23 protein-coding genes and 4 tRNA genes are annotated in these 23,648 nt (G+C 66.9%); 13 read left to right on the forward strand and 14 right to left on the reverse strand.

Annotation, left to right across the window (positions count from 1 at the left end):
* Window positions 1-23 precede the first annotated feature (23 nt).
* The 5 genes from rsgA to OG326_RS03270 form a co-directional block, all read right to left on the reverse strand.
* Entirely contained in the window at window positions 24-1,169 is a 1,146-nt protein-coding gene (rsgA, locus tag OG326_RS03250; RefSeq protein WP_442790909.1) for a ribosome small subunit-dependent GTPase A, read from the reverse strand.
* Window positions 1,170-1,426: 257 nt separating this feature from the next.
* Window positions 1,427-2,404, reverse strand: coding sequence for a galactofuranosyltransferase GlfT1 (glfT1, locus tag OG326_RS03255; protein WP_327143145.1), 978 nt, complete (start codon window positions 2,402-2,404; stop codon window positions 1,427-1,429).
* Window positions 2,401-3,216, reverse strand: coding sequence for a galactan export ABC transporter ATP-binding subunit Wzt/RfbE (gene wzt / locus OG326_RS03260; protein WP_327143146.1), 816 nt, complete (start codon window positions 3,214-3,216; stop codon window positions 2,401-2,403). The genes glfT1 and wzt overlap by 4 nt, the downstream gene beginning before the upstream one ends.
* A gap of 7 nt (window positions 3,217-3,223) precedes the next feature.
* Window positions 3,224-4,048, reverse strand: coding sequence for a galactan export ABC transporter permease subunit Wzm/RfbD (wzm, locus tag OG326_RS03265; RefSeq protein ID WP_327143147.1), 825 nt, complete (start codon window positions 4,046-4,048; stop codon window positions 3,224-3,226).
* 177 nt (window positions 4,049-4,225) lie between these two features.
* Window positions 4,226-4,810 (reverse strand): bacterial proteasome activator family protein, encoded by a 585-nt coding sequence (locus OG326_RS03270; RefSeq protein WP_327143148.1) that lies wholly within the window; start codon window positions 4,808-4,810, stop codon window positions 4,226-4,228.
* A gap of 101 nt (window positions 4,811-4,911) precedes the next feature.
* Between OG326_RS03270 and OG326_RS03275 the strand changes: the two genes are divergently transcribed.
* On the forward strand, window positions 4,912-6,117 hold the full coding sequence (locus OG326_RS03275) for a cysteine desulfurase-like protein (RefSeq protein ID WP_327143149.1): 1,206 nt from the start codon (window positions 4,912-4,914) through the stop codon (window positions 6,115-6,117).
* Window positions 6,118-6,127: 10 nt separating this feature from the next.
* Here OG326_RS03275 and OG326_RS03280 read toward each other — a convergent pair whose 3' ends face one another.
* Window positions 6,128-7,114, reverse strand: a complete 987-nt coding sequence (locus OG326_RS03280) for an NAD(P)H-quinone oxidoreductase (protein WP_327143150.1) — start codon at window positions 7,112-7,114, stop codon at window positions 6,128-6,130.
* A gap of 319 nt (window positions 7,115-7,433) precedes the next feature.
* Here OG326_RS03280 and OG326_RS03285 point away from each other — a divergent pair, with 319 nt between their 5' ends.
* The 4 genes from OG326_RS03285 to OG326_RS03300 all read left to right on the forward strand — a co-directional run bounded on the left by OG326_RS03285 (window position 7,434) and on the right by OG326_RS03300 (window position 10,511).
* Entirely contained in the window at window positions 7,434-8,612 is a 1,179-nt protein-coding gene (locus OG326_RS03285) for a lactate 2-monooxygenase (RefSeq protein ID WP_327143151.1), read from the forward strand.
* A gap of 168 nt (window positions 8,613-8,780) precedes the next feature.
* The gene (locus OG326_RS03290) at window positions 8,781-9,191 is read left to right on the forward strand and encodes a MarR family winged helix-turn-helix transcriptional regulator (protein WP_327146349.1); all 411 of its coding nucleotides are present in this window, start codon (window positions 8,781-8,783) and stop codon (window positions 9,189-9,191) included.
* 34 nt (window positions 9,192-9,225) lie between these two features.
* Window positions 9,226-9,310 (forward strand) — tRNA-Ser (locus OG326_RS03295).
* A 148-nt stretch (window positions 9,311-9,458) separates the two neighbouring features.
* A complete protein-coding gene (locus OG326_RS03300; RefSeq protein WP_327143152.1) occupies window positions 9,459-10,511 on the forward strand; it encodes an alpha/beta hydrolase in 1,053 nt (350 codons plus the stop codon).
* Between the two features lie 78 nt (window positions 10,512-10,589).
* On the opposite strand, the gene hisC is transcribed toward OG326_RS03300, so the two are convergent.
* Window positions 10,590-11,663 (reverse strand): histidinol-phosphate transaminase, encoded by a 1,074-nt coding sequence (gene hisC / locus OG326_RS03305; RefSeq protein WP_327143153.1) that lies wholly within the window; start codon window positions 11,661-11,663, stop codon window positions 10,590-10,592.
* 123 nt (window positions 11,664-11,786) lie between these two features.
* Here hisC and OG326_RS03310 point away from each other — a divergent pair, with 123 nt between their 5' ends.
* The 3 genes from OG326_RS03310 to OG326_RS03320 all read left to right on the forward strand — a co-directional run bounded on the left by OG326_RS03310 (window position 11,787) and on the right by OG326_RS03320 (window position 12,797).
* On the forward strand, window positions 11,787-12,476 hold the full coding sequence (locus OG326_RS03310) for a dienelactone hydrolase family protein (RefSeq protein WP_327143154.1): 690 nt from the start codon (window positions 11,787-11,789) through the stop codon (window positions 12,474-12,476).
* Window positions 12,477-12,564: 88 nt separating this feature from the next.
* Window positions 12,565-12,654: transfer RNA gene (locus OG326_RS03315), tRNA-Ser, on the forward strand.
* A gap of 70 nt (window positions 12,655-12,724) precedes the next feature.
* A tRNA-Arg gene (locus tag OG326_RS03320) sits at window positions 12,725-12,797 on the forward strand.
* A gap of 138 nt (window positions 12,798-12,935) precedes the next feature.
* Here OG326_RS03320 and OG326_RS03325 read toward each other — a convergent pair.
* The 5 genes from OG326_RS03325 to OG326_RS03345 form a co-directional block, all read right to left on the reverse strand.
* Entirely contained in the window at window positions 12,936-13,430 is a 495-nt protein-coding gene (locus tag OG326_RS03325; RefSeq protein ID WP_327143155.1) for a hypothetical protein, read from the reverse strand.
* A 253-nt stretch (window positions 13,431-13,683) separates the two neighbouring features.
* The gene (locus OG326_RS03330) at window positions 13,684-14,403 is read right to left on the reverse strand and encodes a maleylpyruvate isomerase family mycothiol-dependent enzyme (protein ID WP_327143156.1); all 720 of its coding nucleotides are present in this window, start codon (window positions 14,401-14,403) and stop codon (window positions 13,684-13,686) included.
* Between the two features lie 9 nt (window positions 14,404-14,412).
* Entirely contained in the window at window positions 14,413-15,141 is a 729-nt protein-coding gene (locus OG326_RS03335) for a DUF998 domain-containing protein (protein WP_327143157.1), read from the reverse strand.
* 107 nt (window positions 15,142-15,248) lie between these two features.
* Window positions 15,249-15,674 carry a very short patch repair endonuclease gene (locus OG326_RS03340; RefSeq protein ID WP_327143158.1) on the reverse strand — a complete coding sequence of 142 codons (426 nt, stop codon included), beginning with the start codon at window positions 15,672-15,674 and terminating at the stop codon, window positions 15,249-15,251.
* 79 nt (window positions 15,675-15,753) lie between these two features.
* Entirely contained in the window at window positions 15,754-16,911 is a 1,158-nt protein-coding gene (locus OG326_RS03345) for a DNA cytosine methyltransferase (protein ID WP_327143159.1), read from the reverse strand.
* Between the two features lie 461 nt (window positions 16,912-17,372).
* Between OG326_RS03345 and OG326_RS03350 the strand changes: the two genes are divergently transcribed.
* A complete protein-coding gene (locus tag OG326_RS03350) occupies window positions 17,373-17,939 on the forward strand; it encodes a putative glycolipid-binding domain-containing protein (RefSeq protein ID WP_327143160.1) in 567 nt (188 codons plus the stop codon).
* Window positions 17,940-18,063: 124 nt separating this feature from the next.
* On the opposite strand, the gene OG326_RS03355 is transcribed toward OG326_RS03350, so the two are convergent.
* The gene (locus OG326_RS03355; protein WP_327143161.1) at window positions 18,064-19,014 is read right to left on the reverse strand and encodes a prephenate dehydrogenase; all 951 of its coding nucleotides are present in this window, start codon (window positions 19,012-19,014) and stop codon (window positions 18,064-18,066) included.
* Between the two features lie 58 nt (window positions 19,015-19,072).
* On the opposite strand from OG326_RS03355, the gene OG326_RS03360 reads away from it, so the two are divergent.
* From OG326_RS03360 to OG326_RS03370, 3 genes are all read left to right on the forward strand, one after another.
* On the forward strand, window positions 19,073-19,612 hold the full coding sequence (locus tag OG326_RS03360; protein ID WP_297609877.1) for a tRNA adenosine deaminase-associated protein: 540 nt from the start codon (window positions 19,073-19,075) through the stop codon (window positions 19,610-19,612).
* 137 nt (window positions 19,613-19,749) lie between these two features.
* Complete coding sequence (locus OG326_RS03365; protein WP_442790999.1) at window positions 19,750-20,187, forward strand: nucleoside deaminase; 438 nt, start codon at window positions 19,750-19,752, stop codon at window positions 20,185-20,187.
* A gap of 54 nt (window positions 20,188-20,241) precedes the next feature.
* Window positions 20,242-20,329: transfer RNA gene (locus OG326_RS03370), tRNA-Ser, on the forward strand.
* 127 nt (window positions 20,330-20,456) lie between these two features.
* On the opposite strand, the gene OG326_RS03375 is transcribed toward OG326_RS03370, so the two are convergent.
* Complete coding sequence (locus OG326_RS03375) at window positions 20,457-22,787, reverse strand: MMPL family transporter (RefSeq protein WP_327143162.1); 2,331 nt, start codon at window positions 22,785-22,787, stop codon at window positions 20,457-20,459.
* Between the two features lie 223 nt (window positions 22,788-23,010).
* Between OG326_RS03375 and OG326_RS03380 the strand changes: the two genes are divergently transcribed.
* Window positions 23,011-23,598 carry a TetR/AcrR family transcriptional regulator gene (locus OG326_RS03380; protein WP_327143163.1) on the forward strand — a complete coding sequence of 196 codons (588 nt, stop codon included), beginning with the start codon at window positions 23,011-23,013 and terminating at the stop codon, window positions 23,596-23,598.
* Window positions 23,599-23,648 lie beyond the last annotated feature (50 nt).

Here is a 23,648-nt window from a genome sequence, read left to right on the forward strand (position 1 = left end):
CCGGTGATCGATTGACCAGGTGGCTAGCGGCCGAATTGGCTGCGGTCCTTGTACATTCGGCGCTGGTCTTTGTTGATTTGTTTCCAGGCGCGCTGGCGTTCGGCGCGGAGGCGGGTGTCGGAGCGGGCGGCCATCCAATCGTTTTCGCGGGTCAGTTTGCGGTAGCTGTTCAGGCGGCGCTGGGGGAGGGCGCCGGCCGAGATCGCTGCCAGGACTGCGCAGCCGGGCTCCCGATCGTGGGAGCAGTCGGCGAAACGGCAGGTGGCGGCGAGGGATTCGATATCGCTGAAGGTCCGGCCCAGGCCCTCGGCGGCTTCCCAGAGCCCGATCGAACGCAGGCCCGGGGTATCGATGAGGGTGCCGCCGGTGGGGAGCGGGCGTAGTTCGCGGTGCACCGTGGTGTGCCGCCCGCGCTTATCGCCGTCGCGAACCGCGTTGGTGGCGAACACCTCCGCACCCAGGAGGACATTGGCGAGTGTGGATTTGCCCGCGCCGGAGGGGCCGAGGAGGGCGACGGTGCCGTCCAGGACGGCGATGAGCGACTCCATGCCGAGACCGGTGGCGGCACTCACCGCGAGCACCGTGGCGCCGGGTGCGACGCCGCGCACCTCGTCGAGCGAAAGATCCGGAGCCAGTTCGGCTTTGGTCAGCACGACCACCGGTTGCGCGCCGGATTCCCAGGCGAGAGCGAGCATGCGCTCGATGCGCCCGAGATCCACGTCCCCGTCACCGGGCGTGCAGATCAGCACGACGTCCACATTCGCGGCGAGGACCTGATCGGCCGCGCGGCTGCGGGAATCGGAGTGCCCCGACACCGCGGCCCGCACGATCGCGGTGCGCCGCGGCAGCAAGTGCCGCACCACCGCATTGTTCAGCATCCCGCGCGTGGCGGGCAGCTGCCCCGAATCACTGCCCAGGGCGACCCAGTCGCCCGTGCACAGGCCACTGACGTCGGAATCCGGGCGCGGGCAGCGAGCCCGCACGATAACGGCGGCAGCCTGATCGGGCAGCCGGGTACCGGAAATGGGCACGGCCACATCGCATTCGCTGCGATCCATGCGGAGCACCCGCGCCGGAATCAGCGAATTGCCGAGCAGCGGAAGGTATTCGGCGGCCACGGAGGCGGTCCAGCCGTAGGGGGCGAGCAGGTCGAAATCGACCACAGACATGATGGGAGAGTCCTTCGACGGGCCGAGCCCCTTCGAGGACTCAGCGCGGGAAATTCGAGGTGGGTACGCGCGGCGCGCCGGTTCGAACGAACGAACCTCGCGCGGGCACGACAATCCGTGCTGCAGTCACGTAATCCACCTCCTCAACTCTCCCCAGGCGATCACCGAAGCGATCGCGCGCCGAACAAGAACGGGACAACCCTGTCAGGCTGCCCGTATCGGCGCAATCAATTTTCCTACCAGCGCTTTTGCCGCCCTCAGGACGGAGTCTTGCCCGGCGCACTCGCCTCGGGCTTGCGGAACTGCTCGCGCCGCCCGAGCCGCTGCAGGCGCAGCCACTCCATGAATCCCTGCGGATCCTTCTGCTGCATCAGGAAGTACCACCCGAAGCGAGCCAGCTCCTGCGGCAACAGCTTTCGCATACCCGGCTGCGACATGAGGTACCCGCGATTGCGGTAGGTGAAGTACCGCTTCACCGGATCGTCCGGATACTGCGTGTGCATGCGCCCACCCAGAATCGGCTTGAATTCCTCCGACCCGTTCGGATGCAGGTAGGCGGTCTGCAGACAGGTGCCGAACGGCAGTCCGGACCGCACCAGCCGGCGGTGCACCTCCACCTCGTCACCGCGCACGAACAGCCGCAGATCGGGCACGCCGATAATATCCACGGCCTGCGCGGACACCAGCGCGCCATTGAAGAGCGAGGCGATGCCCGGCAGGAAATCCTCGTCACCGAGCTCGGACCGCAGCCGCCGCCACACCACGCCGCGGCGCAGCGGGAAGGCCAGCTTGTCCGGATCGTCGATATCGGCGACCACCGGCGACACCTCGACCAGCTGATGCCGCTTGGCGCAATCGAACAGTGTCGCAAGCACTTCCGGCCCGTCCGGGCGGCCGTCGTCATCGGCCAGCCAGACCCAGTCCGCGCCCATGCTCAGCGCGTGCAGCATGCCGAGCGCGAAACCGCCCGCGCCGCCGAGATTGTGCTCCGAACCCAGATAGGTGGATTCGATGGGCTGATTACGCACCAGATCGCCGACCTCGGACTCGTTGCCGTTGTCGATGACGATGAGATGGTCGACCGGCCGCGTCTGGGTGGAGAGCACCTTCAGCGATTCGGCCAGCAGTTCCCGGCGCTTATGGGTGACGACAATGGCGACGATGCGGGCATCGTCCGCGAAGTTGGGGGTGGTCTGGTCCACGGGGCTCGACGGTCGGTCGCTGGGCTCGCTCATGCAGGATTCCGTTCCGGTTCACGTTCCAAATCCCGCAGCACCTGTGCCACGTGATCGCCCGCCTCCGGGCCTTCGTACGCGCGGACTACTTCTTCGATGCCGCCATGCATGCGTACCTGTCCATGATCGATCCACATAGCCGAATCGCACAGCTGGGCCAGAAATTCGTTGGAATGGCTGGCGAAAACCAGCAGACCGGACCGAGAGACCAATTCCTGCAGGCGAGTTCGCGCCTTCTTCATGAATTCCGCGTCCACCGCGCCGATGCCCTCGTCGAGCAGCAGGATCTCCGGATCGATGGAGGTGACCACGCCCATGGCCAGCCGCACCCGCATACCGGTGGAGTAGGTGCGCAGCGGCATCGCCAAATAGTCGCCCAATTCCGTGAATTCGGCGATTTCGTCGATCTTGGCGAGCATCTGCTTGCGCGTCTGCCCGAGGAACAGGCCGCGAATGACGATGTTGTCGTACCCGGAGACCTCCGGGTCCATGCCGACGCCGAGATCGAAGACCGGCGCCACTCGCCCGCGAATCCGCGCACTACCGCGGGTCGGCTCGTAGATACCCGAAAGCAGCCGCAGCAGTGTCGATTTGCCCGCGCCATTGTGGCCGACCAGGCCGACACGATCGCCTTCCTTCAGCGACAGCGTGATATCGCGTAGCGCCTCGACCACCACCACATCGGATTGGTTGCGCCCGATGGCGCCACCGGCCGACCCCAGCACCGCCTTCTTCAGCGATCGGGATTTGGCGTCGAAGATCGGGAACTCGACCCAGGCGTTCTGGGTTTCGATACTCACATTGTCGGTCATGAAGCCTTCACACCCAGTAGGGGACGCGGGAACGGAACTTCTTCATAGCCAGTATCGCGATGATCCAGCCGACGACGGTGATGGCCACCACGATCAGCCAGCTGTGCAGGTGGATCGGATCACCCAGCAGCGGAGCGCGCACGATTTCCAGGTAGTGGAAGGTGGGGATGATTTCCGCCAGCTTGGCGCGGTCGCTCGCCTGGCCGTTGAGGGCCGACGGCTTCCACATGACCGGAGTCAGCACGAACAGCATCATCGTGGTGCTACCCAGGATCGGCGCGAGATCGCGGTACCGGGTGCTGAAGATGCCGAACACGATGGTCACCCAGAGCGCGTTCATGAACAGCAGCAGCAGTCCCGGAATCGCGAGCAGGACCGACCAGTGCAGATGCCGCCAGATGCTGAACGCGAGCAGCATCACCACATAGATGATCAGGTTGTGCGCGAAGAACAGGAACTGCCGCCACACCAAGCGGTACACGTGCACGCTCAGCGCCGACGGCAGCTGTTTGATCAGTCCCTCATTGGCGATGAAGACATCCGAGCCCTCGAGAATGCTGGCATTGATCACATTCCAGACGATCAGGCCGACTGTCACATAGGGCAGATACGAGCTCAGTGACTGCCCGAACAGGGTGGCGTACAGCAACCCCATCGCGGCGGCCTGCAAACCGGTGGCGATGGTGATCCAGAACGGACCGAGCACCGAGCGGCGATAGCGCTGCTTGATGTCCTGCCAGCCGAGCGCGAGCCATAGCTCACGCTGGGCGAATCCATCGCGGAAGTCCTTCCAGGCTCGGCTGAAGGACTGAGAGTCCGACACTAGCGGCACCGGTTCATTGTCCAGGCGCGCTTCGATCGTCGCCGAGTCGGGGGGAGCAGCAGCAGGCACAGCACCCGACCCTATCTAATAGCCCGGGCTTTGCGGCGAGAACCTACCGCCGACCCCGGGGGAGCTGCGTCACTGTGGCGCGAATCCGGCGGAATCCGATGGCTCAGAGGTGATGGCTCAGAGGTACTGGCCGCCGCCCGGTGATCCGTGGCCGCGGGGATCGGCGGTGGTCGAGCCCGGGGGCAGCTGCCGCATTTGTTCCAGTTGGGCGCGGGCCGCCATCTGCTGTGCGAACAGGGCGGTCTGGATGCCGTGGAAGAGACCTTCCAGCCAGCCGACCAGCTGCGCCTGGGCAATGCGCAATTCCGCATCGGAGGGAATGACGTCATCGCTGAACGGCAGGGCGAGGCGCTCGAGCTCTTCACGGAGTTCGGGGGCGAGGCCCTGTTCGAGTTCGCGAATGGAGGTGCGGTGGATGTCGCGCAGGCGGGTGCGGCTGGCGTCGTCGAGTGGTGCGTGCCGGACTTCCTCCAGCAGCTGTTTGATCATGGTGCCGATGCGCATGACCTTTGCCGGTTGTTCCACCATGTCGGCCAACGACTCTTCCTGCTCGCCCGATTCGTCGGAATTAGCCGCACCGACAACCTGTCCGGTGAACTCGGTTGCCTCGCCGCCCACCTGCACGGCAGCGGGAATCATCAGCGGCTTGCCCTCGGGGCCGAACACGACAATGGATTCCGGCGCCCCATCCGATTGCGTCATGCCTCCATCATGTCCCGTCATCGCCGACGGCGCTAAGCGGCACCCACCCAAACGCCACACACCGTTACGCCGACTTGCCCTCTGCCTTTAGAGTGGCCAGCATGACTTACGACGTCGCACGGGTTCGGGGCCTCATACCGTCCCTGGGCGACGGCTGGATCCACCTGGACCCGCAATCAGGCATGTTGGTTCCGGATTCGGTATCGCGGGCCGTATCAACGGGTTTCCGGACCTCCGCCTTCTCGCATACCAATCGGCACGGCGCGGCCAAGCGCAGCGCCGCCATTCTGGAGGCCGCCCGCGAGGCGGTCGCGGATCTGGTCGGCGGCGATCCGGCGGGCGTGGTACTCGGCCCGGATCGGGCGGTACTGCTTGCCTGGCTGGCCGAATCGCTCAGCTCCCGGCTGGGTCTGGGCACCGGGATCGTGCTGTCGCGCCTGGATGACGAAGCGAATGTCGCGCCGTGGCTGCGCATCGCGAATCGCTATGGCGCACATGTGCGCTGGGCCGAGGTGGAGATCGAGACCTGCGAAATGCCGGCCTGGCAGTTCGAGGAGCTCATCGGCCCCACCGCCCGACTGGTCGCATTGACGGCCGCCTCGCCCATCGTCGGGTCCGCACCCGCCGTGCGCGTGGCCGCCGATCGGGTGCACGAGGTCGGCGGTCTGCTGGTCGCCGACTGCTTCGGCGCGGCGCCCTACGCGCTCATCGATATCGACGAACTCAATGCCGATGTGATCGCGCTGAGCGCACCGGCCTGGGGTGGCCCGCAGATCGGTGCGCTGGTCTTCCGCGATCCCGCGTTCCTGGACCGCATTCCGTCCATGTCGCTGAATCCGTATGCCAAGGGGGCCGAACGCCTCGAGGTCGGCGGCCACCAGTACGCGCTGCTGGCGGGGCTCGCCACCTCCATCGACTTCCTGGCCGGACTCGACGAGCGCGCCACCGGCACCCGCCGCGAACGCCTCGAAATGTCCATCACCTCACTGCAGGACTATCACGATCAGCTCTTCGAACATCTGATGTCGGTGCTCGACCAGATTCCGAATCTGACCGTGATCGGCCGGGCCTCCACCCGCATTCCGACGGTGAGCTTCACCATCTCCGGCATGCAGGCCGAGAAGGTCTCCGCCAAGCTGGCCGATGCGCGCATCGGCACCCTCAGCGGATCACACGGCGGCAGCCGGCTGCTCGACGCGCTCGGTGTCAATGACGAGGGCGGGGCCGTCACCATCGGCCTCGCGCCGTATACGACGAAGTACGAGATCGATCAGCTGGGCCGGGCTCTGACCGCCCTCGACACGTAGTCCCGCGGGGCTATTCGATCCGGAGGATGACTTTGCCGACCGTCTCGGCGGAGTCCAGCAGCCGGTGCGCCTGTGCCGCATCGGAAATGGGCAGTTCGGCCGAAATCACCGGAACGACGGTGCCCTCGGCGATCATCGGCCACAGGTGCTTGCGCAGCTCGGTGATGATCTCGGCCTTGGAGCCGTGGCCGTGCGCCGGGCGGCGGCGCAGATTGGTGGCATGAATCGTGCCGCGTTTGCCAAGCAGCGCAGCGAGATTCAGTTCGGCCTTCACCCCGCCCTGCATGCCGATGATGACGAGTTGTCCGTCCTCGGCGAGCGCCTCCACATTGCGCTCCAGGTAGGCCGCGCCCATATTGTCGAAAATGATGTCCGCGCCGGGGTATTCGCCGTTGATCACGGTCACGAAATCCTGCTCGCGGTAATTGATCAGCACCGTCGCGCCCAGCTCCCGGCAGCGCTCCAGTTTCGCGTCGGACCCCGCGGTCACCGCGACCCGCGCGCCCAGCGCCCGGCCCACCTGAATGGCGTGTGTGCCGATTCCGCTACCGCCGCCGTGAATCAGCAGCAAATTCCCGCTGTGCAGGCCCGCCCGCATCACCAGATTCGACCAGACCGTGGCCGCGACCTCCGGAAGCGCCGCTGCCGCAGCCACATCCATGCCCTCGGGCACCGGCAGCACCTGACTTTCCGGCACCAGCACCCGCTCGGCATAGCCACCGCCGGAGAGCAGCGCGCAGACCTGATCGCCCTGCTGCCAATCCCGCACCCCGGGACCGACCGCCGCGATCACACCGGAACATTCGAGGCCGAGCGTCTCGCTCGCACCGGGCGGCGGCGGATAGAAGCCCTGACGCTGCATCAGGTCCGCGCGGTTCACCCCCGCGGCCGCCACCTCGATCACTACTTCGCCCGGTCCGGGCGCGGGCAGGTCCGGCACCTGCGCCCATTTCATGACATCGGGCTCACCGAATCCGTCGAGTGTCACCGCATACATGAAACCGAGCGTACGGCTCGTTCCGAACGATTACTGTCAGGCCAGGCTCGGCGGGGACACAGCATCCTGTCAGCTTCTCCGGTCATCGTGGAGTGACCACTTCGAAAAGGGAGAAACCATGATCGGCATACTGACCGCCGTGGGCGCGCTGACCATCTTCACCGCAATGGCAATTTCTGGTTTCGTGGCCGCCGAGTCGCCGCGAGCTCTGGTGCGCGTCCGCAACCGCTGAACCGCGTCGATTCCGTCATAAGTTACGCACCGGGAAAGAACTTCCGACCCCGCCCGGACCCCGGGTGTTGGTACTAGCGTTTGCCGAATGAGCAGTTTCGTCGATTTCCAGAACGAGATCTACCTTTCCGGACTCGCAGGCATCGTCCCTTCGCTACCGATGACGGCGGCGGGACTCGAAGCCCGCGCCCGGGAAGAACTGGAACCGGCGGCCTTCGCCTATGTGGCCGGCAGCGCCTCGGCCGAACGCACCGCGGCAGCCAATCTGCACGCCTTCGAGAAATACCGGCTCATGCCCCGCATGCTGCGCGGCACCAGCGGGCCCGGCGCCCGCGATCTGTCGGTGGAGGTGCTCGGAACCCATTTGGCCGCACCCGTTCTCACCGCACCCATCGGCGTGCTCGGTCTGCTGCACGAGCGCGGCGAGACCGTGGTCGCCGAGGTGACCAGGGAACTCGGCATCGGCATGGTGCTCTCCACCGCGGGCTCCTCCACCATCGAAGAGGCCGGCGCCCTGGCCGGCGACTGGTGGTATCAGCTGTACTGGCCCAACGATCCGGAATTGGCCCGCTCCTTTGTCGAGCGCGCCGAAAAGGCCGGCGCCAAAGCCATTGTCGTCACCATCGATACGCCCGCACTGGGTTGGCGGCCACGGGATCTGGCGCTGGGACACCTGCCGTTCCTCCACGGTAAGGGCATGGCCAATTACCTGTCCGATCCGGTCTTTCGCGCGAAACTCGCAGTGCCGCCGGAGCAGAGCGAGGAGGCCATGCAGGCGGCCGTCCTCACCTGGCTCGGGCTTTTCGGCAATCACGGCCTGCGGCCCGCCGATATCGCGCGACTGCGGGACTGGACCGAATTGCCCATTGCCGTCAAGGGTGTCGTGCACCCCGATGACGCGCGCCAATGTGTGGACGCGGGCGCGGATGCGGTGATCGTGAGCAATCACGGCGGCCGGCAGGTGGACGGCGCCATCGCCGCGCTCGACGCCCTGCCCACCATTGTCGCGACCGTCGGTGATCGCGCCGATGTGCTCTTCGATTCCGGCATCCGCACCGGCTCCGACATCATGATCGCGCTCTCGCTCGGCGCCAAGGCCGTCCTGTACGGCCGCCCCTGGGCCTACGGTCTGGGCCTGGCCGGCCGGGACGGCGTCCGGCACGCCCTGCGCACCCTGCTCGCGGATTTCGATGCGGCCATGGGACTTTCGGGCTGCACCACCCTCGACGACCTGAGCCGCACCATGATCTCCTCCTACCGGATCTGAATCCCGGTGACACGCGGCCCCGATAGGAATGTGTCTTCATCGGGCCGCGAGCGGCCACGGCGCAGTACAGGCCAATACAATGAGCCCGTGGCAGTCGACACCGAGGGCCGCGCGGCGCTCGAACCGAAATGGCTCACCCCGCAGCAGCAACGCGCATGGCGGGCCTATATGGACGGCTCCCAGCGCCTGATGGCCGACCTCAACCGGCAATTGCAGCGCGACAGCGCACTCTCTTTCGCGGACTATCGCATTCTCGTGAAACTCTCCGAGGCGCCCGGCCGGTCCCTGCGCATGAGCGATCTCGCCGACGGCGTGTTCTCCTCCCGCAGCCGCCTCACCCATCAGATCCGCCGCCTCGAAGGTCAGCGCGTGGTCCGGCGGATACCCGCCGAGGACGACGGCCGCGGCGTGCTCGCCCAGCTCACCGATGAGGGCATGCGCCGGCTGCGGGCCGCCGCGCCCGGTCACGTCGCCGCCGTCCGCCGCTACTTCGTCGAGCTGTTCACACCGCAGCAACTCGCCGCGGTGGCGGCCGCCATGGAACTGGTCAACCTCGCGTCCGATCAACGCTCCGACTAGCCCCGGCGAGCACATCCGCTACCATCAGTCCCCTGGAAGCGTGGCAGAGCGGCCGAATGCATCCGCCTTGAAAGCGGACGTCGTGAAAGCGACCGGGGGTTCAAATCCCTCCGCTTCCGCTGGAAAACCAGAGGTGGGCACCGGCTTTCGAGCCGGTGCCCACCGCTGTAAGCAGGGCTTTCCCCTCGAGTGTGGCGCGACTCACCGTTGGCGGAGACTCGCGCGGAGGGTCACCTCGTCGCTGCCGCCTTCTGGCAGGATCGTGCTGTGGATCGCCGCCGTCGAGTACGGCGTCGCCTTGCCGGCGCCTTCGCCAGCGCCGCACTGTTCGCCGGTGCGGCGGTACTGACACCTTCGCTCGCCCTCGCGCAACCGCCGGTCGACTCCGGCTCCAATGAAGAGCCGCCGCCCGCGGTCGATCCCGTGCATCCGATGCACGCGGCCATCGCGCAGATCGAGAATGTGGGTGACCGCCTGCTGCGCGTCTCGGTCACCTCACCCGCCATGGGACGCATTGTGGACGTGCAGGTGCTGGTGCCCGCCAAGCGCGACACCCCCCGCCCCACCCTGTACATGCTCGACGGCCGCAGCGCCGCACCCGATGTGAACAACTGGGCCGTCAAAGGCGGCGCACTGAACTTCTTCGCCGACAAGAACGTGAATGTGGTCTTCACCCTCGGCGGGCCTGCCAGCTACTACACCGACTGGCTGCACGCCGATCCCAAGCTCGGCACCAACCGCTGGGAAACCTTCCTCACGCGGGAACTGCCGCCGCTGCTCGACGCGCGCTTCGAAGGCAATGGCATGAACGGCCTTACGGGCGTCTCCATGGGCGCTGAGGGCGCGATGATGCTCGCGGTGCGTCATCCGGACCTCTACCGGGCGATCGGGGCGCACAGCGGCTGCTACGCAATGAGTTCCGACTTCGGTCAGGCCCAGGCGCGCGCGGTGGTCGGCACCTTCGGCGGTGATCCGGACAATATGTTCGGGCCGTCCGACAATCCGCAGTGGGCCGAACACGATGTGGTCGATCACGCGGAAGCGTTGCGCGGCAAGGCCATCTACCTGTCCGCGGGCAGTGGCGTCCCCGGTGAGCACGACGGTCCCGGAAATCCGGACGCCCGCACCGCCATCCTGTTCGGCGGACCGCTCGAGGCCGGGGCGAATATGTGCACCCATCAGCTCGTCGACCGTCTCGGTCAGCTCGGGATCCCGGCCACCGTGGACCTGCGCCTCACCGGAACGCACTCGTGGCCCTACTGGGCCGACGAATTACCGCGCTCCTGGCAGACCCTGGCCGACGGCCTCGGCATCGGCTGAGGCGCGGCCTGCTCGAAATCGACTGTGGCTCAACCCGGGAAGGCGCTCAACCCGGGAAGGCGCTCAACCCCGGAAGGCTCAGCCCAGGAAGCGGGCGACGGTCTCCGGTGCGGTGGCGAAGCTCAGGAACAGATCGTTCTCGTGCGGGTCGCCCGCGGTGACCCGCACGCCGTCGGCGCCGTAGGGGCGGATGAGCACGCCCGCCTCGGCGCTCGCCTGGCCGTACTCGGCGCTGCGCGCGCCCAGCGGCAGCCAGAGGAAGTTCGAGGAGCTGACCGGCACCCGGTAACCCGCCGCGAGCAGCGCCGCCCGCATGCGATCACGTTCGGCCACAACGGCGTCCGTGCGCTCGAGCAGTTCGTGCCGCGCCTCCAGGGAGGCGATGGCCGCCGCCTGCGCCACCCGGTTCACGCTGAACGGGATGTGCACCTTCATGAGGGCGGTGATGACCTCCGGCGCGCCCACCGCATAACCGACGCGCAGTCCGGCCAGCCCGTACGCCTTCGAGAAGGTGCGCAGCACAAGCACATTCGGGCGGTCGCGGCCCAGCTCCACACCGTTCGGCTGATCGTCGAGGCGCATGTACTCGTAGTAGGCCTCGTCCAGCACCACCAGGACGTCCGCGGGCACGGCATCCAGGAAGCGGGTGACGGCCGCCGCCCCGAGCGCGGTACCGGTCGGATTGTTCGGATTGCAGACGATGACCACGCGGGTATTCGGCGTCACCGCCGCGGCCAGCGCGTCCAGATCGTGGGTGTACTCGCCGTCCAGCGGCACCTGCACGGCCTTGGCCCCGGCCACCTGGGCGACGATCGGGTACGCCTCGAACGAGCGCCAGGCGAAAAGCACCTCGTCGGTGGGCGCCAGGCAGGTGATCTGCACCAGCTCCTGGCAGATCGCGACACTGCCGCACCCGGCCGCCACATTCGCCACCTCGACACCGTGGAATTCCGCGATGGCGGTGCGCAATTCGAGCGCCGAATTATCCGGATACCGGTTCACCTGCTCCGCGGCCTCGGCAATCGCCTTGGCCACCGACGGCAGCGGCGGGAACGTGGTCTCGTTACTGGCCAGCTTCACCACGCCGGCCTGGGTGCGGCCGGCCACGTAGGCCGGGATGACATCGAGGTCCGGACGGATGTGCGCGCTCACAGCTCCAGCCTATGTCCCGGCTCGTCGAGCCCGTCCGGTGGTGCCGAACCCGGAAAATCTCCGGGGCGGCGGGCTCCCGCAAACATTAATCCCGAAGTTACCTTGCGCAACTACTCTGGCTGCATGGCGGGCATTTTCCGAGATCTTGCGCCTGTGCACGAGAAGACAAAGGTTCCTCTCATAGTGATCGAACCGGACGGTCACGCACGCGGCGGCATCGTGGTGTTGCACGAATCACGCGAATTCACCGACCCACTGCTGGAACTCATGCGGTCACTGGCCGACGACGGCTGGACCGTTGTCGCCCCCGACCTGTTCCACCGGGCCAACGGCGTGGTTCCCGACAAAGTGTTCGGCGCGGATCTTTTCGAAGACTTCGACGCCTGTTTCGACTGGCTGACCGGCCGCGGCGTCTTCCGCGACTGCGTCGGCGTGCTCGGCTTCGACTCCGCGGGCACCGCGGCGGCCCTGGTGGCCGCCGATCGCCGGATCGGTGCGGCGGTCAGCGTGGCCGCGCCCGGCATCGAAACCGCGCTCACCCCACAGGCTGTCGCGCTCATCGCCGCCGCCCCCGATCTGAAGGCGCCGTGGCTGGGCCTGTTCGGTGCGGACGATCCGCGCACTCCGCCCGATCACATCGACCGCCTGCGCGACGCCGCGGCCCGCGCCGTCGTCGCCACCCTGGTGGTCAGCTACCCGGGGCTGCACCACCGCCCCGACCACCCCGGCTTCGAACCGGCCGACCTCGATGACGCCTTCACCCTCGACGCGCGCACCCGGATCTTCGATTGGTTCGACAGTCACCTACGTTGACCAGCCGTTTTGTCTAATGGTCGACTGCTGTGTAATCTTTCATCCCGGCGGTTCGAAAGGACCGGCGCCCTCGTAAGAGAAGGCTCCAGGAGGCGTGCCAGAGCGGCCGAATGGGACTCACTGCTAATGAGTTGTCCCTTCACGGGGACCGGAGGTTCAAATCCTCTCGCCTCCGCCAAGCCCGGTTCACCGGGCTGCAACACCCCAGCTTGCTGGGTAAAATGCTGTATCTATAAATGAATAACCATGCGCCCGTAGCTCAACGGATAGAGCATCTGACTACGGATCAGAAGGTTAGGGGTTCGAATCCCTTCGGGCGCACACAAAGACAGAAACCCCTCCGCGGTGCGGAGGGGTTTCTGGCGTTATCGGCCAGGCTGCGAGTCGGGCGTCCCCGACCCGCAGCGAGCCGGGCGTCCCCGGCTCGATCAGGCCTCGGCGTACTTCATCCCCGAGGGATCAGGGCAGAACCTGCGGAATGACCTGCGGGGCCAGCGCGCCGACGAGCATGCCGACCAGGGCCAGCTGGAGCGCGGGGCCGACGGCGCAGAGCGGGATGAGGGGAATGCCGATAATGGTGACGGCGCAGACGACGGCTCCGGTCACGCCGCCGATGATTCCGCCCAGGGCCGCACCGTTGGCCAGCGGATCGTGGTTGGCCGCATCGGGATTGGTGGCGATGTTCTGCGGACCCGGAGCGCTCACGGGCTGTACGGCCTCGGCCGTGACGGGCTGGGCCACATCAGGTGCGGCGGGCTGGGCGATGGCGGCCGCGGGCTGAATCGCGATCGGGGCGTCCGGAGTCACGGCCATCTGTACGACGGAGGCCGACTGCGGGGCGAGGTCGGGGGCGGTGGCGGAAGCCGTTCCCGCGCTCGCGAAGGTCGCGGCGACGGCGAGCGGCAATGCCGCAATGAGAGCCTTGCGACCGAAATTGGACATGGTCTTGCGCATGATTTTTTCCTTAACCCCCGCCGCACGCTCAAATTAGTTGGCGTGCAGAACGTTTCGCGTTGCGAATGACAACGATCAAGTTCTATCCGATCGCGGTCGCCGAATCAAGTCCGGGTCCCGTTATTCGTATCCGGGGCAATTGTGTTCGACAACACCGTAACTCGGTTCTTATTTCCGCCGATCGGGGTCGGCATAAGAAGAAAGCCCGTCCGCGCGATGCGGACAGGCTTTGTGTTTCAGGCGAATCCGCCGCTCACTTCCAGTCGGCGAGATCCGGGAGATCGTCGGTGAGATCGGCGCCCGCGGAGCGGCCGACGAGCCAGGCGGCGAGGGCGGCGGCCGGGCCGGTGATGGCGGCGGCCGCAGTGCCGACCGCGCCGGACCAGCCGGTGTCGGTGGCCGTGACGGTGAAACCGGAGCCCTGCTCCTTGGCGGCGAGATCGGCAACGGCCTGGGGCAGCAGGCGATCCACGAAGTCGCTGCTCCAATCCGCCGGGGTGTAACCGGTATTCAGATCCACATGGTGAATCTCCACCTCCACCAGGCGCATCCACAGCACGCGGGAGGCGGTCATCTCGCCGCCCTGGCGATTGCGGACGACGGCCTGCCAGCTCTCCTCCGGCATCACCCGGGCCAGCGCCAGCCAGCGTTCGGAGGCGGCGGTGAGATCCTCCAGCTGCTCGTGCAGCGCGCGCGGCGCACCCGCCTCGATATCGGCGTCACGCAGGAACGTGCTTGCGTACTGCGGGGTTTCGATGCCGGTGCGGGCCCACAGCAGCAGATTGACGAGACTGTCGGCATTGCGCGACAGATGTGCCAGCACATGGCCGCGGGTCCAGCCGGGCAGCAGCGAGGGCTCCACCACATCGGCGTCGTGCAGGGCGGAGACGGCGCCGAGCAGGCGCGTGGTCGCGGCGGCGACAGTGTCGAGCTGCGTGGGGATCGCGGTGAGTTCCGGTGCGTCGCTGGTCACCTCTCGACCCTACCTAGCGGTGCCGCGATCGCGTTCGGCCAGAACGATTTGCACCGCGAGCACGATCAGCCACAGCGACATGGCGCCCACCTGGATGCGCTGCGCGATCCCGAGACCGTAATTACCGGGCAGATTGTCGGCGATCATCATCCACGCCGTCACCACCGCGCCGACGATCAGAATCCACAGCCCGGTATGCCGCAGGATCGGCCAGCGCCGGTATTTGAACGCCGCCACACTGAACGCCACCATCGCGATATAGATCGAGAACACCGCCAGCGTGCTGGTGAGCGCGTGGATCTGATGCAACTGCGGGAAGAGCCCGGTATCGGAATACACGTGCTTGTTCGGATCCGGTTGCGAGAGCGAGAATTGCGCGTCCGCGATGGTCGAGATGCCGAAGCACATGAGCGCTATCCAGCCGATGTTCGAATACCGGCGGCGCGAGAACAACAGCAGCCCGCTGATGCCGGCCACCGCCAGCATGGTGCCCGATACGGTATCGCCGGTGGTGAACACCCAGCGGAACGGTGCGCCCTTCTCGGCGAGCTGACTCAGGAAGGTATTGGTCGGATCGCTGGGGATGGGTAGGAGGAACTCCAGCACCCAGGAGGAGTAGCCGAGCCCCGCGAGGGCGATCAGGAGGGCGATCAACCAGCGGAGAATCCGCTTCCAGCGCGGCGTGGGCGGCGACTCGTCCGGAGTCGCTTCCGCCTGGTGCTGCTGTGTTGGCATCATCGCCGTACTCGCTTTCGCCGGCCTCGCTCGCTCTCGCAGTGCAGCTGTCCGGACTGGTCGGACGGTCCGGTGATCAGTCCATTGTCGCGCATCAGCTCGGTCGATCCTCACGCCGTCCGCATCAAACTTCGCATCACCAGGTCGGCAGCCGAATCGGGCGATTCGTGCTCCCAGACCCGCACCACCGTCCATCCCGCCTGCGCCAACCGCGCATCGGTATCCCGATCCCGTGCCACATTCCCGGCCAATTTCTCCGCCCACCACTGCGCATTGTTCTTCGGCGATGTGGCGTGTTCGGGGCAGCTGTGCCAGAAACACCCGTCCACGTACACCGCCACCTTCCGCCGCGGAAAAACGATGTCGGCCCGCCTGCGCAGCTTCGGCAGGGGCGCCCTGTCAATGAAGAACCGCGCACCCCGCCTGTGCAATTCCCGGCGCAGCGCCAATTCCGGCGCGGTATTCACCCTGCGCTGCTTCGCCATCCGGGCACTGGTCGCCGCATCGGTGGCGGGGCGCTGGGCGGAGGAGTTCACCTTTACGGCTTACCACCGTGTTCGCGAACGGGCATTGCCCCCGGTGGGGAGTAACTTCAGGGGCTCCGGTGGGAGGGCGTCAGGCGGCCTCGCGCGGAAAGCCGCCCATGCGGTCGAGGTGGTTCTCCATATCCTCGAGGAAGCCCGGCGGAAAGCGCAGTGTGCCCATGCTGGTGCGGCGCAGGAATCCGGCGGTGGCGCGGGCGGACAGCAGGCGGACGTCATCGAGGAACCAGCGCAGATCCTCGTACGGCGCGTGAACGGGCCAGGTGGACACCGGAACTCGATAGACCACACCGTCGCGGCCCCAGGCGGCGGCGGGCCAGGCGCGCCGGGTGTGCGGTTCGCCCTCCTCGAAGGGGTCGTCGACGGCCTCGGCGAGGCGGCCGCCGACCCAGGAAGCCATGCGCACGCTCACCGCATTGCCGACCAGCTTCCAGCGATGGCCCGGCCGCACACCCGGAACGTCGAGAGCCGGTGTGGTCCAATCCCGGTCGAAGCCCTGCAGGCGTTCGGCATCGGTGATGCCGGGCGTGACGATCTCACCGGAGGGCAGGCGCACCGCCGGGGGACTGGCGATGCCCAGGGCCGAACCGCCCTTCACGGTCGGCACCGCGTTCACCGCCCAGCCCAGGCCGCGGGTGCCCTCGGTCCAGTAGAAGCCGCACGGATCATGATCGGGATCGCCGACCGTGCGCGGTCCGGCATCGGCGCCGAACAGCACCGGTCGCGGATCCTCGGTGCGCGAGGCCAGCATGAGCACCCGCTGGCGGCGCTGCGGCAGCCCGAACGCCTGCGCGTCGACCACCCGGTATGCCCACAGGTAGCCGAGCTCCTCCAGCGCGCTCGTAATGTGCCGCATGGCCGCCCCGCCGCCGAGCTGCAGCATGAACGGCACGTTCTCCATCAGCAGCCAGCGGGGGCCGCGTTTGCGCCGCACCAGCCGGAACACCTCGTCCACCAAACCTGAACGGGCCCCGGTGATTCCGGCTGTCCGGCCCGCCTGCGACAGGTCCTGGCACGGGAATCCGGCCGCCACCAACTCCGTCCCCGAGGGCAGTGACCGCAAGCGCTTCACATCCGAATGCAATTCGACATCGGGAAAGTGCGCCGCCAGCACCCCCTGCGCGCCCGCATCGATCTCACACAGCAATTCGCTGCGCCACCCGTGCGCCGAAAGTCCGAGCTCCAGCCCGCCGATCCCGGCGAACAGCCCGACCATCCGCGCGCCAGTCACACCGATTCCTTTCAACCACGAGTTCCCCAAACACCCGCGACTACGTTACTCGAGTCCCGCGAACCCACCCACGTTCAACACCGGGCATAACCGGCGAGCTAGCACGCTGAGCCCCGCCGACCGGGCAATCACGCCCGCGACACGCCGATAAACCTGCAAGCGGCCCGCGCGGCCCACAGTGCTTCCGCCCGCAACGGAACTGCTCACGCGAAGATCGCGGTGAGCACCTGGGCGGTGACCGCGCGACGAGGTCGCCGACCAGCAAGAAGGTGGCAGCGCAGGGCGGTGAGGATCGGATGCCTGATGACCCGGGCACTGTGATGACATCGCCCCGGAGGCGCGTCGGCTGGTGCCTGCCCGCGCAGTTGCGGGCGCGTGGCCGCGTGGGTCGCGGGGCCGGAACGCGCTGCACGTACGGTTATAGCGTGACGGAGAGTGGGAGCGAGGACTCTAGACCGGCGGTGTCGAAGTGGCCGTCGATACTGACCTGGCGTGCGCACAATTCGTCGCGCATGGAGTCGGCGCGGGTGGTGCTCAGCGGCAATCGGATTCGCGCGGCGGGGCGCATCATTGCCGGCGAGTGCGCGGATCATCCGGCATTCAGCGCGTCATACGACCTGGTCACCGATGAGAACGGGGTGACGCGGCGGCTGTCGCTGCGCAGCACCCTGGCCACCGGCGAACGGCATGCCTCCATTGCCCGGGACGAAGAGAACTACTGGCTGATCGACGCCGGCGGCACCCACGTGCGCTCCACCTTCGGCGGCGCCCTCGACGTCGACGTGGTGCTGAGCCCCTTCTTCAACACCCTGCCCATCCGCCGCTACGGCCTGGCGCACGCCAGCGGGGACGTCACCGTTCCGGTCGTCTACGTCCGCCTCCCCGACCTGCTCGTGCAGGAGGCCAGCGTCACCTACAGCAGCGGAGCCGACGGCATCCACGTCCTCTCACCGGTCTCCACCGCCACCGTCACGGTCGACGACGACGGCTTCCTCCTCGATTACCCGGGCCTCGCCGAACGCATCTGATCAACCGTGTCACCCGGCGCGTTTGTGGCCGGGATCCACCGCGACGGGCTGATCAGCGCCCGGTGTTCATTCCAGCCACAAACGCACCGGGATGACGGGGTGGGGCACGGGATGACGGGGTCGGTCAGGCGAGGGATTCGATTACTCCGCCACGGCGGCCGGCGTCGGCGAGCCGGGCGAGCCAATCCTGGTCTCCGGGGCGGATTTCGGTGATGGCCCAGCGCTCGTTGTCGTCGAAGTCGACTCGGGCGTCGTGGCCCGCATCGGCGAGCCGGCCGATGGTGCCACCGGTTCGGAGGGTGTCGCGGGCGCCCTCGAGGACGCGCAGGGCGTCTTCCAGGACCTCCAGCAGGGCGGCCGAATTGGGGTCGCAGATGGCGCGGACCAGGTCGGGTGCGGTGGCGGCGACGCGGGTGCCGTCGCGGAAGGAGCCCGCCGCCAGGCCGAGCGCCAGCGGTCCGCCGCCGCCACCCTGGATGGCGAGGGCCTCCGCGAACACGTGCGGCAGATGCGAGATGCGCGCGACCGCCCGGTCGTGTTCCGCGCTGAGCACGGGCACCACCACGGATCCGCAGTCCAGCGCCAGCCGCGCCACCCGCTCCCAGGCGCTCGCGTGGGTGCCCGGATCCACGCTCACCGCCCAGGCGGCCCGCTGGAACAGGTCGGGAGTGGATGCGGCCCAACCGGACTCGCTGGTCCCCGCCATCGGATGCCCGCCCACGTACCGCCCGGCCAGCTCGTGCCGTCGCACGGCTTCCGCGACCGGAGCCTTCACACTCACCACATCGGTGAGCGCGCAGTCCGGCGCGAAGGACTTCACATCCGACAGGATGGTGTCCAGCGCGGGCATGGGCACCCCCACCACGATGAGCGCGTCGGTCTCGGCGGCACGCCGCAGCACCGGTTCGATAGCGCTGGTCACATCGAAGTCGTCGGCCCGGGCGGCCTTCGCGCCCGCCTCCGACCGGTTGTACCCCCACACGTCGTAACCGGCCGCGGCGGCGGCGCGCAGCACCGATCCGCCGATCAACCCGGCGCCGAGGACACAGACAGCTGTTTGCGAATGGCCGCTCATGCCATCAGATTCGCATACGACTTCAACATTTACCCCGAAGCGGACTACCGTTGCGCCCATGGCAGCACAGCGCTCGAGCACGAACAGGGCGGCGTCGGATGAGTACGACGACGTGGAAGGGTTCGCAGTGGCGGTTGTCCGCGAAGAAGCCGACTGGAAATGCACTCCGCTGAGTGCGGAGGCCCTCTCCAGTCTGTCCGCGGCCGAGGCCGAATTGCGTGAGCTGCGAGCTTCCGGCGCCGTTTTCGGTCTGCTCGATATCGACGACGAGTTCTTCATCATCCTCCGTCCGGGCCCGACCGGCAGCAGAATCCTCCTCTCGGATGCGACTGCCGCCGTCGACTACGACATCGCCGCCGATGTGCTCGAGGAATTGAACGTCGAGATTCCGGATATCGATCCGGACGATCTCGACGACGTCGAGCCCTGGGAAGAGGGTGACCTGGGCGTTCTCTCCGACCTCGGCCTCCCCGAACCGGTCCTCAGCGTCATCCTGGCCGAAACCGACCTCTATCCCGACGAACAGCTCGGCATGATCGCCCAGCGACTCGGCTTCGCCAATGAGTTCTCGGCGGTGCTCGACAAACTCCCACGCTGATCCCGGCCGGGATGAGCCGTCACAACGCGTCCACCGGCGCTACCGGGCCCTCGCGGCCGGGTAGCGCCGTATCGCTGTCCGGGGCAGACTCCGGCCTGGTCTCCGGCGCGGACTCCGCGCTGCTGTCCGATGAGGCGATGATCCGCGCCGCCATCGAGGCCGCACAGCTCGCCGACCCCCGCGATGTCCCCGTCGGCGCGGTGGTCTTCGACAGCTCCGGCCGCGAACTGGCCCGCGCCGCCAATGCCCGCGAGGCCCTCGGCGATCCGACCGCACACGCCGAGGTCCTCGCCCTGCGCGCGGCCGCCCAGGTCATGGGCGACGGCTGGCGCCTGGAGCACGCGACCCTCGCCGTCACCCTGGAACCGTGCACCATGTGCGCCGGCGCCCTGGTCCTGTCCCGCGTGGGCAAACTCGTCTTCGGCGCCTGGGAACCGAAAACCGGTGCCGTCGGCTCACTCTGGGACGTGGTCCGTGACCGACGTCTCAATCACCGCCCCCAGGTCCGCGGCGGCGTCCTCGAATCCGACTGCGCCGCACTCCTCGACACTTTCTTCCGCACCCAGCGCCCCTGACCCCCTCCCCGGCCGATTTCGGGATTGGGCGGGTGTTCCGGTAATGTCACCGGCGGTGGCGTGTCCGAGCGGCCTAAGGAGCACGCCTCGAAAGCGTGTGAGGGGTAACCCCCCTCCGAGGGTTCAAATCCCTCCGCCACCGCTGAGAAGCCCCGCAACAGGGAAACCTGTTGCGGGGCTTTTTCTTTGGAGTCGGCCGGACTCTCGAAAATCACCCGGAACGCATTCGGCCCCCACTCGCATCGAGTGGGGGCCGAATGGTGTGCGGGTCAGACTGCGGCCGGTTCCTTGTCCAGCACCGGGGCGGAGCCCTTGAGGGCTGCGAGCTTGGTGCCCTCGACGTCGATGTCGGGGAGGATGCGGTCGAGCCACTTGGGGATCCACCAGGCCCACTTGCCGAGCAGGACCAGCAGGGACGGGATCAGGACCATGCGGACCACGAAGGCGTCGAGCAGGACGCCCGCGGCCATGGCGAAGCCCATGGACTTGGCCACCACGTTCGGGTCCAGCATGAAGGCGCTGAAGACCGAGATCATGATGACGGCGGCGGAGGTCACGACGCGGGCGCCGTGGTGGTACCCGCTGATCATGGCCTGCTTGGCGGATTTGCCGTGGACGTATTCCTCACGCATGCGGGTCACCAGGAAGACCTGGTAATCCATGGCGAGACCGAATACCAAGCCGATCAACATAATTGGCAGGAACGACACCAGCGGATGCGGATCGACCAGGCCGAACTTGCCCTCCTGGAAGATGAGCACCGTCGCGCCGAAGGTCGCCGCCATGGAGAGCAGGAAGCCCAGCGCGGCGGTCAGCGGTACCAGGATCGACCGGAACACCAGCACCAGCAGCAGGAAGGCCGCGCCCGCCACGATCGCCAGGTAGGGCACGATCTTGCTGAGCAGGCCCGCCGAGACATCGGCGTAGATCGCGGTCGTGCCGGTGATGCCGTATTCCATGCCGTAGCGGTTGTTGAATTCCGATTCGGCATTGCGGGCGTTCTTGACCAGATCCTTGGTGACCTTGTCGTTCGGCCCGGCCTTGGGCACGCCGGTGAAGAGCGCGGCCTCGCCGTCCTTGCTGGTCTGCGCGACGGTCAGGTAGTCCATGCCGTCGGCGTGGGCGACCTTGTCGCGCAGTGCATTCAGGGCTTCCGTGCGCTGATCGGCCGGCGTCTTGCTCATATCGACGGCGAACATCAGGGTGCCGTTGGAACCCTCACCGAAGCCGGCGGTCTGCAGTTCGTACGCCTTGTAGAGGTAGGTGTCCTTCGGCATGGAATCGCCGCCGGGCAGGCCCAGCTGCATACCGGCCGCGGGTGCGGCCAGCAGTCCGAGCAGGACCACCGAGATCGCGAGGGTCAGGGCCGGCGCCTTGCCGATGAGATTGGCGAAGCGCATGCCGTTGGTGACGGAGTTCTCGTCCTCGGGATCATGGCGTGCGACACCGGGCAGCTTCGGCTTGAACAGGAAGCGGCCGAAGGCGCCCATGAGCGCGGGCATCAGCGTGATGGCCACCAGAACGGCCATGAAGGCCGCGACAGCACCGAAAATACCCATGTAGGTGAGGAAGCTGACGCCGACGAAGCTCAGTCCGGCCAGCGCGATGATGACCGTCAGACCCGCGAAGATGACCGCGGATCCGGCGGTGCCGACCGCGGTGCCCGCCGCCTCTTCCGGCGAATTCGACACTGTCAGTTCATGTTTGTATCGCGAGACGATGAACATGGCGTAGTCGATGGACAGCGCCAGGCCGATCATCGAGGCCAGCACCGGCGTGAAGGTCGGCACGGTCAGCCAGTGGGTGCCGAACATGATGATGGAAATGGCGGTGCCCACACCGACGAGCGCGGTGAGAATCGGCACGAACGCCGCGACGACCGCGCCGAAGCCGACCATCATGACGACCAGTGCGACCGCGATGCCGATCATTTCCGAGCTGCCCGAGGAGCCGCCCGGATCCTGCGCGATGGAACCGCTCATCTCGACGGTGAACCCGGCTGCGCGCGCATCATCGCCGATGGCGTACGCGGCGGTCCGGTTGTCGGCGGTGATATCCGCGAACTTCGCGATATTGAACTTCGCCTTGACCATGGCGACCGAATCGGGCGCGGTCTTGTTCAGCACGTTCAGCGGTGCGCTACTGCAGGACCCGGAGAAGTCCGGGGAGTTGCGCACGGCCGGGTCGGCCGAGAGGCAGTCGATCTTGGACGCGTCGCCGATCTTCTTGGTGAGGTCGATCGGATCGGCCGCCGGCACCGACTTGTCGATGATGTCGAGCCCGTTGAGCTTGTCGACGAACGCCTGCAGTGTCTGCGCGTTCTTCGGGTCGGTGAGTTTCTCACCCGCCGGTGCGCCGATCACGTAGGTGCCGGTGACCGCATTGGGGTCGAAATCGTTCGAGGCGCCCGGGAAGTGCTTGTCGAGGATTTCGGTCGCCTTCTCGGAGGGCAGCCCGGGCATGGTGAAACTGTCCTGGAAGGGTTTGGCTAGGGAGCCGCCGACGCCGCCGATGAGGATCAGCGAGATCAGCCAGACACCGATAATGAGCCATTTTCGGCGGAAGGCGAACTTTCCCCACCGATAGAGGTAAACGGACACGAGGACTCTCCTGGCGATGGTTTCGGGGCGACGGTTGTTGTGAAACTCCACAAGTGCGTGTGAGCGCGTAGACAGCCCTGCCGCGGGAGCTTTCAGCTCCTCGCCTTCACGTCATACTTCTGCCTACCGTGCGGTAGGTAGACTACCCAGGGACTAAGCGGAGGAACAACCTCGACTTGATCGGCGTGACTCGCGCTGCGAGGCGTGGTGAGAGGATGGACCCATGGTGGGCCGAGGTGCTGCGGGAACTGTTGTCGCAGGTAGAAGCACGAAAGACGCGATCCGAGACGCCGCGATTCAGTTATTTACCAGCAAAGGCTTTGAACAGAGCAGCTTACGCGAGGTTGCCGATGCGGTGGGAATCACAAAAGCCTCGCTCTACTATCACTATGCCTCGAAGGTCGATCTCCTCGTGGCGATAATCGAGCCGATGTTCGACGACCTGCGTTCGACGGTGGAGAGCCTCGACGACATTCCGCATTCGCCGCAGACCGTGCGCGCGGTGCTGACCGATCACCTGCGCTCCATTCTGGGTCATCGGGCCGCGGGAACGCTATGCATGCGTGACACGGTCGCCATAGTCAATGCGCTCGGCGATCGCTATCCGGATTTGATCCAGCTGAGCCGCCGCATGAATACCTGGCTCGCGGGCCCGGGAGCCAGCAATGAGGAAATACTGCGCGCGGCCGCCGCCATGCAGGTCCTGGGCGCGGCGCTGATGTCGAAGGAGAGCGTGCCCGGTGCTCAGGAGGAGCTGATCGAGAGAGTCCTGCTGAATGCCGCACTGGGCGTGCTGAATCCGGAGCGATAGTATTGCCCGGTTTCGCCGCGTATTGCGACGGCGCCGACTGATTTCGTGAG

This window comes from Nocardia sp. NBC_01327 (genome assembly GCF_035958815.1).
GTDB lineage: Bacteria > Actinomycetota > Actinomycetes > Mycobacteriales > Mycobacteriaceae > Nocardia.

Coding starts and splice junctions, on each gene's coding strand:
- rsgA (WP_442790909.1), bottom strand. CDS start 1,169: ATGTCTGTGGTCGATTTCGACCTGCTCGCCCCCTACGGCTGGACCGCC.
- glfT1 (WP_327143145.1), bottom strand. CDS start 2,404: ATGAGCGAGCCCAGCGACCGACCGTCGAGCCCCGTGGACCAGACCACC.
- wzt (WP_327143146.1), bottom strand. CDS start 3,216: ATGACCGACAATGTGAGTATCGAAACCCAGAACGCCTGGGTCGAGTTC.
- OG326_RS03270 (WP_327143148.1), bottom strand. CDS start 4,810: ATGACGCAATCGGATGGGGCGCCGGAATCCATTGTCGTGTTCGGCCCC.
- OG326_RS03275 (WP_327143149.1), top strand. CDS start 4,912: ATGACTTACGACGTCGCACGGGTTCGGGGCCTCATACCGTCCCTGGGC.
- OG326_RS03280 (WP_327143150.1), bottom strand. CDS start 7,114: ATGTATGCGGTGACACTCGACGGATTCGGTGAGCCCGATGTCATGAAA.
- OG326_RS03285 (WP_327143151.1), top strand. CDS start 7,434: ATGAGCAGTTTCGTCGATTTCCAGAACGAGATCTACCTTTCCGGACTC.
- OG326_RS03290 (WP_327146349.1), top strand. CDS start 8,781: ATGGACGGCTCCCAGCGCCTGATGGCCGACCTCAACCGGCAATTGCAG.
- OG326_RS03310 (WP_327143154.1), top strand. CDS start 11,787: ATGGCGGGCATTTTCCGAGATCTTGCGCCTGTGCACGAGAAGACAAAG.
- OG326_RS03325 (WP_327143155.1), bottom strand. CDS start 13,430: ATGCGCAAGACCATGTCCAATTTCGGTCGCAAGGCTCTCATTGCGGCA.
- OG326_RS03335 (WP_327143157.1), bottom strand. CDS start 15,141: ATGATGCCAACACAGCAGCACCAGGCGGAAGCGACTCCGGACGAGTCG.
- OG326_RS03355 (WP_327143161.1), bottom strand. CDS start 19,014: ATGAGCGGCCATTCGCAAACAGCTGTCTGTGTCCTCGGCGCCGGGTTG.
- OG326_RS03360 (WP_297609877.1), top strand. CDS start 19,073: ATGGCAGCACAGCGCTCGAGCACGAACAGGGCGGCGTCGGATGAGTAC.
- OG326_RS03365 (WP_442790999.1), top strand. CDS start 19,750: ATGATCCGCGCCGCCATCGAGGCCGCACAGCTCGCCGACCCCCGCGAT.
- OG326_RS03380 (WP_327143163.1), top strand. CDS start 23,011: ATGGTGGGCCGAGGTGCTGCGGGAACTGTTGTCGCAGGTAGAAGCACG.